Genomic DNA, 12,307 nt, shown 5'->3' with positions numbered 1-12,307 from the left:
GCAGGCCTCAGCCCCCACCATAATTTAAAATCCGTCTGGGTTCTTTCGAAATATTGGTGATCGTTACATCAAACCGGTTTACACCAGTTTTGAAGCCCTCTGTGGGGGATTTCTGCACCACAAACTTGGGCTTTTTCTTTTCCAGTTCGGTGCGATAGTCCTGCCAGGCCAGCACCCCTGCCGCAACGCTCAGCAGTGCTGCCAACAGAAAAAGAGATCGATAAATCCAGCGAATCATGAGAGCCTCATTAAAACTGGGGACAATGGGCGTCGCACCTATCGTTCGGCAATGGTGGCCAGCGAAGGCATGAGATTATTCTCATGATAGCCGATAAACCGCACGGAACCATCGGCAATTCAATCAGCGTCATTGCACGTTGAACAATTCGATCAGGCGACATCGTTGATTATTCCACGGTGGTGGGGGTTACGGTTTTCAACCGCGCTCTTTTGGCCCACACGCGGAACAGGATAGCAAGCAACGAGGTCAGAATCACCCCACCCAGCAGCCAGTGCCACAATGGCCTCGGATCACGCCAGACAACACCTTCTGGCTCTGGCAATCCGTAATGGGAGAGTCGAAATTGCTTTGGATCGATGTCTTGAGCAATCTTCGCATCATAGTTTGTTACTGTTTCACCATAAACAGAGAACTGATTTGTTGAATCTTTATTCTTAGCTGTAGATTTCTTTAGCTGGATTAGTGGCACATCATCAGTGCTGTAAGTATAATTTGTTTCAACGACAACTTCTTCAGCACTTGATTTGTTATCAACGATCGTTACTAATGAACGATTAATACAATAAAAATTGGTAGGATCAAGAAAAAGTTTACCCTGATGAGTACGATACGGATGACCTCTGTAGCGGTAGATGTATGAAAAATTGATGACAAAGTAACCATTGTCTTGTTCTAATTCAACTACAGTAACATCCGGATGGTTTACAAACTCTGGCAATGAAATATTCTCATAGGTAAAATGAGGTGAAGTAATCGAGTAGTATTTTGGCCGTTCCTGTTTTGTTGAGTCCATCAGTTTTGTGTTAATAAGCACTGCTTCTTTACTGGGTATTTTTTGTGCTAAAGAAAAGGAGTAATACTGATTGATACCATAAACTTCTAAATATTTATCTTCGGCATAACCCATAGTAGCGATAATCAGACTATTCAATTTAGTTTGAATGCACTGCCGGATGTTTCTTTGTGTTCGTGTTCCGCTAGTGATCTGCTCATCCGATGTTGACTGAATATTAGGCTCGTAATCAGCAAAGTACTTGTGCCATTGCACTTTTGCTGTGTCGAGGTCGTTTGCACTGGACAATCCTGGAACTGAAAAACAGCCAAGAACCATCAGAATGCAAGATTGCAGTGTGTAAAGTAAGATGGACTTCATGTGCGACTTTTTATTTCTGGTGTTACCGTTGTTACTTTTCGTATGAAAAGATTCTGCATTTCAAACCCTTCGGCCATGTCACCGCCAGAGCAACAACCAAATAAGCGAATTAGTTCGTGGGGCTGGGGGTAACAGTTTTCAACCGCGCCCTTATGGCCCACACACGGAACAGGATAGCAAGTAACGAGGCCAGAATCACCCCACCCAGCAGCCAGTGCCACAACGGCCGAGGCCTCTCCCACACGACCCCTTCGGGTTCGGGAAGGCCATACTTGGTAATCCGAAAGTCTACTGGATTGACCTTCGCGTTGTAGTCAATTTTTTCGATATCTATTCGGTCAACAGATAAATATTTATCTGGAAGCTCGTTTCGAATAACCACGCCACTGAGATTCTGGTTGTTGTAGACAACCTTGGCATTCACTTGAAATGCAGTTCCTAGTATATTGTAAGAATAGGATAAGAGTCGATGACCATTGTTAGGATCAACAGTAATTTTTGTGTTTACAAGACTTACTCGAAATTCTTTTTTCGGGTCTGCTACCTGAATGTCTGGTACAGAAATAATTAATTTGTTATTATCATCAAACTCAAATAGTGTCTTGGGATTCTCGAGCAAAGTTTTTAGTTCATGCCCACCCACGGCAAGCACGAACTCTATAGGCATCATCGTACGCCTCTTGAGGGTCATTTGTATTTGCTCAAGACCCTCATCAGAATTCAAATCAACTTGTGTCGCTTTCCATGATTTATTGTCGTTCGATGTAATCTCATAGAAATATTTGTCATTATAGGATATCACCAGGTACTTAGCCAATTTATCAATTCTTGGGAAAGAAATCAGCTCTGAAATACAGTGATAGAAAGCTGGCGATTTATGAATAGTTAGCTTTTCTTTTTCTGTTTCAACGCCATTATCTGTTCTGGTGCGTTCTATCGACGCTGTTGAATAGGTAGTTACATCTGACTGCCATTGCAAAATTGATCTTTTTGCCAGCTCTACATCTGGACTCGCTGCCAGCGATACAGATGAGAGCAAATTCACGAAAAGTAATAAAGCTAATCTTTTCATTTGTTAGATCCAACGAAATTTTCTGGGTGGCTGCGAAAACCACCCAATTGCAGGGAGTGCGGTGAATGATGCCCCGTATATTTTGAGGCACGCAGTACACAGCAGGAAAACTGCGATAATGATTCGAATAACTAACCAGAACATCGGGCGTCCGGGCTGTAGTGGTATCCCACTTCACTTCTCAAAAAGCATTATAAACACACACATGCAAGTAAAAAATCAATTTTTTTTGATTTTTACTGATTGTGTTGTCGTCTGCTTTTTGAATTTTATGCCATTTTTACACTTTGTTGCTCTGCGTCACCAGTGGGCAGGCGGGTGGGAGCCAGATCGGAATCTGTTGTTCTGCAATTTCAATCCGGCAGTGGCTGGTGCTGCATGGTTCGCCATCAATCGATAGTTGAAACTCGGTGTCGGAACGAAGTTCGATCCAGGGAGTTTGCAGCACCTGAATTAATGAATCCGGCCCACTGTTGCCAAACAGAAAATCAAGGAATAACCCTGGGCTGTCAAGAAATGACGCACTGGGAATGACCCGCACATCCAGAAGACGATCATTCAGCAGAGCGTTGGGTGCAATCTGGAAGCCCCCACCGGCACGTCGACCGTTGGCAATCGACAGAAACAGAATGTCGCCTTGCCATTCCCAGTCGGCTGTTTTCAAGAACAATTCCCGCCGTGGCTGGTTCAGCAGCATCGTTAGTGCGTGAAATGTGTAGGCCGTTTTTCCTAATATAGCCTTGATTTCTTCCGGTGTGTTCGCAGTAACTTCGGCACCGAAACCACCTGTGATCGCGTTGACAAAAAACTGAGCTGGCGTGGGCGATACATTGTCGGCCAGCGTGGTAAACCTGCCCACATCCACGGGATGCAGCACACCGCTCTGCATCGCTGCCCATGCCGCTAGCGGATCATTCGCGGGTAACCCGCAGGCGGTGGCGAAATCGTTGCCGGTACCCAATGGCATCAGCCCCAGTGAGACTGCGTGGTGAGGGGCTTTACAAAGCAGATTCACCGCCAGATTAATCGTGCCGTCGCCACCCGCTGCCACCATTCGCTCGATGGTTGCCAGTTGTTTCAGGTCCACCGTGCGGGAATCCCACAGTTGGGGTGGTTCACCTGGCCATTCCGGCAGAAGTTCAGGCAGTAACTCGCTGGCCTTGCGATTCTGAACCACCGCAGTTCGTAATGATGCCATCTAATGCTCAAAAATTAGTGGGTGGGAACAATAAATGAGTGAAATTTCATTCATATTCCCCGCACCGAGCGGATGTCGCTGGTGGAGGATCAAATCATTTTATGTGGGGATGGAAACTTGCAATGAAAGGACAAGAGTTTAGACAACGATGCAATCGCAAAAATTCTATCCGACCTACGCTTTCATCGTCGGTTGAAAATTACTCAGACGGGGATGACTCCTCGGCATCGTATGGCTGATTTCTGTCTGCATAGAGTGTCCATCGTAAAGTTGCCCCCACTGCTGCCAGCCGTGATAAAGTCTCTGTGGAAAGTTGCTGTCGGAAGGCAAATGGTTCTTCCCGACAATCATAGCCAATATCAAACACGCGCAACGAAGATGCATCCCAGGCAGACCGCCATTGGGGCTCAAGCGATTCAACGGCAGACAACATTGAATTGATACTCTGTTCAGCTTCGGTGAACCAACCCCCACCCCAGGAGAAGCCACAAAACCACTCAACTTTCGATATCTGCACCACACGCCGCATCAACGCGAGCCCACGTTTTTCAAGCTGCTCAGCAAGTGCAGTTAAATCATCAGGTGATGTCAGATCAAGATCGGTATTCCGGTATTCCGTTTGTTCATCCATTTTGACCAACTCCGTTAGCACAATCAAGGCAATGTGAATAATCTGACTGATTCATGAATGTACGATAGCGTTCAGCTGGTTGCAAATTGATTGACAAATGGGCTAATTGTGCCCAGTGCATCAGAATGATCGAGCACAGCGAAGATCACAGTGCGGAATACGTTGCGGAAACGATCATCCTCGACAAGAAAATGATGAAACCACTTCGCGATGTTTGCAGGATCATTTCTGAATACTCCACAACCCCATGCACCCAGAATCATTGCATCGTGACCGTGGGTAACAGCCACTGCAAGAACCCGTTCGATCCTTTCAAGCATCGTTGCTTCAATCTGATCGAGTTTTTTCGTTTCGTTTCGGCGAATCGCACCTGCATTCACCGCCGGTGCAGTGATGATTGAAGTCAGGTATGGTTCTGGCAGCAGGTCATCATCATCGTTTCGAAACACAGGCACTTTTGGAGAGTAAATCATGTGATGAGTGTACAGACAGGTTCCACAATTGCGATTGCTGTCGTAGTATCCACGAACAGGATTGATGCAGGCATAAAGTCCTGAAGCCCGTGCCAGGCTTTCTTCCTGAGCCTGACTTCCATTGAGAAAACCACCCCCGGCATTCTTAGCGGAAGCGAAATTAAGGCAAAGCGGATGCAGAATGTTTTGTTCCAGTGCGAAGTGCCTTGCTGTCTCGAAGGTGGTGGCATTCACGACCTGGAACGTGGTATTCTGGCTGTAGCGGGTATTACTAAACTGAATCGTTGAAATCAGCCTGTCGAGAGACGCTGGGGTGTAAAGAATGGTGTCACGGACTGCCGCTTCCAGTTGATCTGCAATGCGCACGACTACACCATTTGGAGTCTGATATTCACCAAAAGTAAGTATTTCAACTGTTTGCTGGGCGATCAACGCACGCGTTTTGCGACTGGGCAATGCACATCCTTCATTATCGAAAAATCATCTTTTGATGACACATCGTGCCAGAAACTGGTTCGCATCAATTCAACTTTTGCCATGCTGCTTCGGATTTTCCTGCGATGGCCTTCACCAGTGCCACGTCAATTGAATTGTGCGGATACAACTTGCTTACTTTAAAGTGCATTTTCTCCTTACCAGTGGGCGATGGGGCCTTTGGGTACGGGAATGTTGGCGTCGCCAGCGTCCCATTCCACCCAGCCTTCTGGTGGGCCTTGTTGCAGCAACTGCTTCGCAATCGCTTCCAGTTGACCCACCGAACTGAGCATCACCAATAGTTGCTGGATATGCTTGCCGGTGCGTAACGCCTTCGCATACCAGGTGGCAATTTTGCGAAACTGCAGGCAGGCACCGTATTCCCCGCGCCAGGCCACCAGTCGGTACAGGTGGTCCATCATGAAGTGAATCCGTTCCTCGTAACTGCCACGTGGGCCTGGGTCGCCGGTGCGTACCCAGTTATCCAACTGGCGAAAAATCCATGGGTTTGCCAGTGCCCCACGGCCGATCGCAATCGCCTGACAACCGGTCACTTCGATCATTCGCTGGGCATCTTCAATCGTGCGGACATCCCCATTCCCGATTACAGGAATCCGATCGACTGCCTGCACCACCTGACGGATTCCTTCCAGATCGACGGTACCGGAAAACCCCTGCTCCCGGGTGCGGCCATGGATCGTGATTGCCTGAACGCCCACCTGCTCGAACTGATGGGCAAATTCCGGTGCGGTAATCTGGGTGGCATCCCACCCCAGCCGCATTTTGACGGTGACCGGAATCGACACCGCATCCACAATTCGCTTGATCATCTCGACGGTGCTGCCGGAAGTGTCGCACATCATTGCCGAGCCACCGCCTGTTTTCACCACTTTGCGAACGGGGCAGCCCATATTAATGTCAATCAGGTCGGCACCGTAATCCTGCACCCACTTTGCCGCCTGGGCCATTTCGTCTGGTTTGGAACCAAATAACTGCACCGAAAGTGGCTTGTCGTCGTCGTTAGTGGCCAGCAATTCCAGCGTTTTGCGAATCTGCTCCACCACAGCACGTGCGTTGACCAGATCGGTGGTGCACAACCCCACGCCACCGGCACCACGTATCGCAGTGCGGAAGGCTACGTTCGTATACCCAGCAAGTGGGGCAAGGCAAAATCGACTTTTCAACCCCACTGAACCAATGGAAAACGACTGGTGCCAAACCTCAGGCAACGTGGGAGATAACTGTTCTGATATTTGTATGCTCAAATGAAAAAACAACCTTCAAGGCTTTGATTGCCCGTTTGTATTCCATTAGTAAGGATAGCAGGCACCGAAAATGGTTCCAATGTGGAAAAATCGCGGGTAAGCATGCTTTATTCAGTGTATAATCGCGCTCGTTCCTGATAAATGCTTAACAATCATGAAGATACGAACGTTTTATTTAATATCAGCATTCTGTTTTATAACAGAATTTGTTCCCACCCTGTACGGTGCCACTGATCGCCCGAACGTTGTTTTGTTGGTTGTTGATGATCTGGGATATGGTGAACCGGGATGCTACGGTGGCACATCGATCCCCACGCCAAATCTGGATCAGATTTCCAAAGAAGGGGTGCGATTTACGCAGGCGTATGTCACAGCGTCATATTGTGCACCCTCGCGGGCAGCAATCATGACAGGTCGATTACAGCACCGCTTTGGCTTCACCACCAATCCGGTGGGGGCAATGAACTGCGAACCCGGCGTGGGTCTGCCCGTTTCCGAAACCACTCTGGCACAAATGCTGGTGAATGCGGGCTACCACACCAGCCTGGTGGGGAAATGGCATCTGGGTGGCACCGCACCAATGCATCCGATGCGACGAGGTTTTCAGGAATTTTTTGGCTTTCTGCACGAAGGGCATACTTACTGCCCGCCACCGTATGAGGGTGTTACCAGTTTCTGGCGACGCAAAGCCTTACCAGATGGCAAGTTAGGTCGATCGACTTCGAAGGACGGCAAGCAGATCTACTCGACGCACATGGGAACGCACGAACCACCCTACGATGCGGATAACCCACTGCTGCGTGGGAGTCAGCCAGTAGAAGAAAAGGCATTTCTGACCGATGCGCTTACACGTGAGGGAATTGACTTTGTAGGAAGGCACCGGGATGAACCATTTTTTCTGTACCTTGCCTACAACGCAGTGCACAGCCCGATGCAGGCACCGGACAAATACATGAAGAAATTCTCACATATTGAAGATGTGCACCGCCGGTTATTTGCGGCAATGCTGAGCAATCTGGATGACAACGTGGGTCATCTGTTGGCGACACTGAAAAAGTGGGAATTAGATGAAAATACTCTCATTATTGTCTTGAGCGATAACGGAGGCCCCACCAAAGAACTGACTTCCCGAAACGACCCACTGAGTGGAGGAAAAGGAAATCTGTTGGAAGGTGGTATCCGCGTGCCGATGTTGGTCCGTTGGAAAGGTAAGATCCCTGCGGGCCAAACGTGCACAGATGTGGTGTGGTCGCCAGATATTGTCCCCACAGTGCTTGGAGCATGCAACATCGCCGCACCAAAAAAGGTTTCAGATGGATTGAACCTGTTGCCATTGTTGAAGCGAGAGGCATCACTGCCAACCCGCACCATGATGTGGGAAATGGGACAATGGCAGGCACTTCGACATGGGAATGACAAAATCGTCCGTCAGCGACGCACCGGAAAGGAAGCCTGGCAACTTTACAGCCTGCAAAAAGATATTGCCGAAAAGCACGATCTGGCAGCAACGCTCCCACAGAAAGTAGAAGAACTGGCAACACAGTTTGAACAATGGCAGCAACTCATGAAAACTGAGAACAATTTTCAGAAATAGCGATCATCCACTGGAACAGATATCTGCTGCTGATTCACCTTGGAATGTGCACCACTCAAAATTATTAAGATTCCGGTGAAACCGATTTAAGCAGAAAGCATAATTTTCAATTTGACAAATCGATCCGGCTGTTTTTTCGAGGAAAAATTTGGAATTTGCGTCAATTTTGCGGATTGTAGCGGAAAAAATGGTCTAGGTTTCAGGTGCTTAATTCCGTGCATTGATTGCTCGGATGATTATTTATTCATGAGGATAATTTAATGAGATCTTCTTTTGCTCGTCTGAATTTGGAGTCTTTTGAAGAACGAGTGACACCAGGTGCCTTGAAAGTGGGTATCAGCAGCACAGTACAAATCGGTTCTGTGCTCGAATCCAGCACCAATGTCATTGTCGACAGTGGTGGCAATGTGCTTCCTGGTGGAAGTAATACGGGACCTGTTGTCAGCAATCCTCCTCCCCCACCGCCTCCGTCGAATCCATAACAAGTTCCTTATCTTCAAATTTATTACCATTTTCAGTGCCATTCAACGCGGCAACTGAACCTTTTCGTTTAAACCGGTTTACGGTTGAACTTCCCCTCACGAACAGCGATAATACGACGTATCCAAATCTGGGGGGCGACATCTGTCATGAATCGCATTTTTCGCATCTTTTTGTGTGCCACCATCTTTCTCACGGGTTGTTCCGACGGCAAAAAAGAACCAAAACAGGCCTCTGCATCGGCATCGGACTTAGTGGCACCCGCACCTATCGAACCTGTGGTGTCGAAAGATGCTTACTTGAAAAAATTAAAATCCCGCAGTCCCCTGCAACGTGAAGCGGGGTTGGACGATATTGCTCAGGTGCCGAAAGAAGCTGCAGAATGGATTGATGATCTACTGGAACTGCTGAATGACCCCACCTGCAGCCCCACAGGGCAACACTTTGACGACAAAATCAGCAGCGTGCGGGAAGCGGGTGTGCTGGCACTGCAAAGTATTGGTGCACCAGGCAAAAAAGCCCTCAATGAACGTGGGATTCGCATATTGCGAGATGGCTTGAAAGACCCAATGGGGGTGGTGCGGGAAGCATCTGCAGAAGCACTGGGCCTGATCGGACCTGATGCCCAGTATGCCACAGATGATCTGGCTGTACTGTGCGCTGATCCCGACGACAACATCCGCAAAGCGGGCTATCAGGCACTCAAATATATCAAACCAAAAAGTTCCGTGGCGATTGTTCGCTTGTTAATTAATGAAAATCCTTTCATTTGTCAGGATGCGGCCACGGCACTGCGTTGGTTGAAACCCTACGGTGCCGAAGTGGTGCCCCATCTGGTGGCAGCAATTAACAGCACCGCACTGGAAATGGTGAACCCCACAGTGGCGATTTATGTCCGGAATGCCGCTGCCGAAGCCCTGGGTGGTGCAGGTGTCGCTGCCGAAGCAGCCATTCCCGATCTGGTTAATGTCATCAATAATCTGGAGCCCACCGCACTCGAATTGATGATTCGACCTTCCAAACCCGGCCAACAGCCAAATAGCCGCACCGGTGCTGCGGTGGCGCTCAGCCGGATTGGCAAACCAGCCATCCCCGAAGTGCTGAAACTGCTGAAAAGTAACAATCCGGTTGCTCGCCACCAGGCGGCAGCTATTCTTGCCAACCTTGGCAACGATGGGGTGGAACATTGCGAAGCAGTGCTGGAAGCGTTACGCACGGAAACCACCAGGAACATGGCATCCGGGGATGTGATTGTGCAACTGGTTCAGACTGGTTTTGAACTTGGTGGCAATCCCAAAGAGGTGCTGGACCCAATTTCGATCATTCTGGCTGATGGTGGCGGCAATGCCCAGTTCGCCAGTATGGTGCTGGAAGGTGTTGGCCGCAGAGGTTATCCCGCAGTACCAGAACTGGTGAAACAGATTACTGCCGAATCGGAGACCGAATTTCTACTGCCACTGGTGCGGGCGTTATACAAAATTGGCCCTGCTGGCAAACCCGCCATTGCCACATTGGCCAAAAAGCTGATTCCGAGCAAAGATACTGTGCTGGGCAGGGATAAATTGGAGCCACAGGTGGCTCGCTACATCATTCTGTGCCTCAGCCAGTATGGTGCCGACGGTGCAGCAGCCATCCCACAGTTAACGCCATATCTCATGCACCCCGACGAAGGAATGGTTGTTGATACGCTGAAGGCATTTCAGGCAATGGGCAGCAAAGCGGCCCCTGCGGTACCTGGGATCATTAACAAACTGAAACAGGCATCCACCCGCGGGGTGATTCAGGAGCACTGCCTAGAAACTCTGATTGCCATTGGACCTACAGCAAAAGCCGCTGCCAGTACCGTAGGCGGATTGGTCACATCCAAAGATAGTGGTGTCCGGAAGCTGGCTCTCATCTGTGTGGCAAAAATCAGCCCCACAGAAGCTACGGTTCATTTGAAAAAAGGTCTGACTGATTCCTCCATGTCGAACCGTTTGGCGGCACTGCGGGCAATTGCCGAGTTGGGACCTGCGGCCAAAGATGCCAAAGCAGATCTGCAGGCAATTGTCAATAAACCCACTGCGAAAGATTTGATTCTGTGGGCCACGGTGGGGCTGATACAAATGGGAGAAAGTTCTACCACCAGTGTAAAAATCATCCTGGATGCACTGGCTGATCAGCGTAATCGCAGCCTGCAAGTCAGTGCGGTTGAATGCCTGCAGGTGCTGGATAGCGAACGCACACGGCATTTTGTAACACTGAAGGCACTGCTGCAGCCACCAGAACGGGCCAATCCGTTCCAAAAACGACTGCAAATCGCCATTCTGGGAGTGGTGCAAGCTGCTGGTCCTGCTGCAAAAGAATTTATCCCGGAATTACTGCCACTCTTAGCCGATTCCGATCAGGAATTGGTGCGGGAAACGATCCAGACACTCAAACAGTTGGGCATACATGCGATTGTGGCAGCCCCCCAGCTGCGCGACCTGGTGCGAAATGACCTGACCCACAGTAACATGGCGTACGATGCACTGCAAGTGATCGATCCCCCACTGATGAAAGAGCCGGAAGAACCGAAAGAGTAAGTAGTTGCGTCGATTCTGCGATCTTCCAGAACGGCGGCCCCTCAGGGCTGGGGATCATTTGATGGCATAAAGTGCTGGGTTTGAATTATTCTAATTACCAAGGCCAGCAAGACCTTCTATGGTCATTTCACAGGCACGAAGTGCCGTATAAGTCTAGCCCGGTCCGAAAGGGCCGGGTATTCGATTCCAAACAATTCCAAGGACTGTAGACCCGTCTAATTTTGAAACAGGCTTTGGGCACTTCCACCATTTTTCCAGAATTCGCGCAAACAGATCATTTTCGACCATTCTTCTGGTGTACTTGAGTGACAAAACTGAAAAACACTCAGCAAAAACGAAAAAACTGAATACAAGAGAGAACGGCAATGAACATGATCAGCAAATACTCAGTAGTAGCAATCGTAGTGGCAGCGGGTTTCTTCAGTGGTTCTGCCGCAAACGCACAATCCTGTGCGGTGATCGATCGGCTGGCTTTGCAACTGGATCGTCAGGCACGCGGGGTTCATGCCGAAGTGGATGCCCACTTCAAGAACACCCCACTGTACCGTCACTTGCACGAAGATATCGAGCAGATGGAAGCGTTGGCGGGGCAGATTCACGAACTGGCAATCCGAAACGCCGACTTCAGAACCATGAAAGTTGCGGTGCATGATCTGGATAAACTGAACAGTCATATTTCTGGACTGGTGGATCAACTGCGGTTTCACCCATGTGATCAACGGGCATACATCCACCTGAAATCGAGCGTGCTCGACCTGGACCGAACCATTGTGGCAATGCAGAACGAACTGTACCGCACCAATCGGGTTCCTGTTCATCCAGTACATGGTGGCCACGGGTTCCCCAGCCACGGCGGTGGTTTTCCTCGACACAGTGGTCATGGTGGGTTCCAAGGCCACGGGCACGGTGGCTTCCAGCAACCGGTGCAAGTTATTCCTCAGCCTGTGGTGGTGCAACAACCTGTGTTCGTGCCTCCCACCAAGACGATCACCATCGGTAAAGGTGACTTCCGCCTGGGCATCCGAATCCGCTAAGTGGTTGTGAAATAAGAAGTTCAGCAGTTCAAGATCCACCTTTCCGGTGGATTTTTTCGTTTTCCAGTTTCTTGACGTTACGTCGCCAGGAATACAATTTGTACCACTGATACTGGAGTTGTTGCCTT

Annotated in this window: 11 protein-coding genes; 4 read left to right on the top strand and 7 right to left on the bottom strand. The window is 49.2% G+C overall.

Annotation, left to right across the window (positions count from 1 at the left end):
* Window positions 1–7 precede the first annotated feature (7 nt).
* The 7 genes from R3B84_23085 to dusB form a co-directional block, all read right to left on the bottom strand.
* Window positions 8–238, bottom strand: coding sequence for a hypothetical protein (locus R3B84_23085; GenBank protein ID MEZ6143464.1), 231 nt, complete (start codon window positions 236–238; stop codon window positions 8–10).
* 169 nt (window positions 239–407) lie between these two features.
* Window positions 408–1,394 carry a hypothetical protein gene (locus R3B84_23080; GenBank protein MEZ6143463.1) on the bottom strand — a complete coding sequence of 329 codons (987 nt, stop codon included), beginning with the start codon at window positions 1,392–1,394 and terminating at the stop codon, window positions 408–410.
* Window positions 1,395–1,503: 109 nt separating this feature from the next.
* On the bottom strand, window positions 1,504–2,466 hold the full coding sequence (locus R3B84_23075; protein ID MEZ6143462.1) for a hypothetical protein: 963 nt from the start codon (window positions 2,464–2,466) through the stop codon (window positions 1,504–1,506).
* A 280-nt stretch (window positions 2,467–2,746) separates the two neighbouring features.
* A complete protein-coding gene (locus tag R3B84_23070; GenBank protein MEZ6143461.1) occupies window positions 2,747–3,664 on the bottom strand; it encodes a YegS/Rv2252/BmrU family lipid kinase in 918 nt (305 codons plus the stop codon).
* Window positions 3,665–3,863: 199 nt separating this feature from the next.
* A complete protein-coding gene (locus tag R3B84_23065; protein MEZ6143460.1) occupies window positions 3,864–4,295 on the bottom strand; it encodes a hypothetical protein in 432 nt (143 codons plus the stop codon).
* A 71-nt stretch (window positions 4,296–4,366) separates the two neighbouring features.
* Window positions 4,367–5,224, bottom strand: coding sequence for a TIGR02452 family protein (locus R3B84_23060; GenBank protein ID MEZ6143459.1), 858 nt, complete (start codon window positions 5,222–5,224; stop codon window positions 4,367–4,369).
* Window positions 5,225–5,400: 176 nt separating this feature from the next.
* Window positions 5,401–6,507 (bottom strand): tRNA dihydrouridine synthase DusB, encoded by a 1,107-nt coding sequence (dusB, locus tag R3B84_23055; GenBank protein ID MEZ6143458.1) that lies wholly within the window; start codon window positions 6,505–6,507, stop codon window positions 5,401–5,403.
* Window positions 6,508–6,661: 154 nt separating this feature from the next.
* On the opposite strand from dusB, the gene R3B84_23050 reads away from it, so the two are divergent.
* The 4 genes from R3B84_23050 (at window position 6,662) to R3B84_23035 (ending at window position 12,179) form a co-directional block, all read left to right on the top strand.
* A complete protein-coding gene (locus tag R3B84_23050) occupies window positions 6,662–8,101 on the top strand; it encodes a sulfatase-like hydrolase/transferase (protein ID MEZ6143457.1) in 1,440 nt (479 codons plus the stop codon).
* Window positions 8,102–8,361: 260 nt separating this feature from the next.
* Complete coding sequence (locus tag R3B84_23045) at window positions 8,362–8,583, top strand: hypothetical protein (protein MEZ6143456.1); 222 nt, start codon at window positions 8,362–8,364, stop codon at window positions 8,581–8,583.
* Between the two features lie 147 nt (window positions 8,584–8,730).
* A complete protein-coding gene (locus R3B84_23040) occupies window positions 8,731–11,145 on the top strand; it encodes a hypothetical protein (protein MEZ6143455.1) in 2,415 nt (804 codons plus the stop codon).
* Between the two features lie 365 nt (window positions 11,146–11,510).
* Window positions 11,511–12,179, top strand: a complete 669-nt coding sequence (locus R3B84_23035) for a hypothetical protein (protein MEZ6143454.1) — start codon at window positions 11,511–11,513, stop codon at window positions 12,177–12,179.
* The last annotated feature ends 128 nt before the right edge of the window (window positions 12,180–12,307 follow it).

The sequence above is a fragment of the Zavarzinella sp. genome (assembly GCA_041399155.1).
Lineage (GTDB): Bacteria > Planctomycetota > Planctomycetia > Gemmatales > Gemmataceae > JAWKTI01.
This window is presented reverse-complemented; position numbering and strand designations above follow the sequence as displayed.

Excerpts from the sequence above, each read along its gene's own strand:
- R3B84_23085 (MEZ6143464.1), bottom strand. The coding sequence starts at position 238 with ATGATTCGCTGGATTTATCGATCTCTTTTTCTGTTGGCAGCACTGCTG.
- R3B84_23050 (MEZ6143457.1), top strand. The coding sequence starts at position 6,662 with ATGAAGATACGAACGTTTTATTTAATATCAGCATTCTGTTTTATAACA.
- R3B84_23065 (MEZ6143460.1), bottom strand. The coding sequence starts at position 4,295 with ATGGATGAACAAACGGAATACCGGAATACCGATCTTGATCTGACATCA.
- R3B84_23040 (MEZ6143455.1), top strand. The coding sequence starts at position 8,731 with ATGAATCGCATTTTTCGCATCTTTTTGTGTGCCACCATCTTTCTCACG.
- R3B84_23080 (MEZ6143463.1), bottom strand. The coding sequence starts at position 1,394 with ATGAAGTCCATCTTACTTTACACACTGCAATCTTGCATTCTGATGGTT.
- R3B84_23035 (MEZ6143454.1), top strand. The coding sequence starts at position 11,511 with ATGAACATGATCAGCAAATACTCAGTAGTAGCAATCGTAGTGGCAGCG.
- R3B84_23075 (MEZ6143462.1), bottom strand. The coding sequence starts at position 2,466 with ATGAAAAGATTAGCTTTATTACTTTTCGTGAATTTGCTCTCATCTGTA.
- R3B84_23070 (MEZ6143461.1), bottom strand. The coding sequence starts at position 3,664 with ATGGCATCATTACGAACTGCGGTGGTTCAGAATCGCAAGGCCAGCGAG.
- R3B84_23045 (MEZ6143456.1), top strand. The coding sequence starts at position 8,362 with ATGAGATCTTCTTTTGCTCGTCTGAATTTGGAGTCTTTTGAAGAACGA.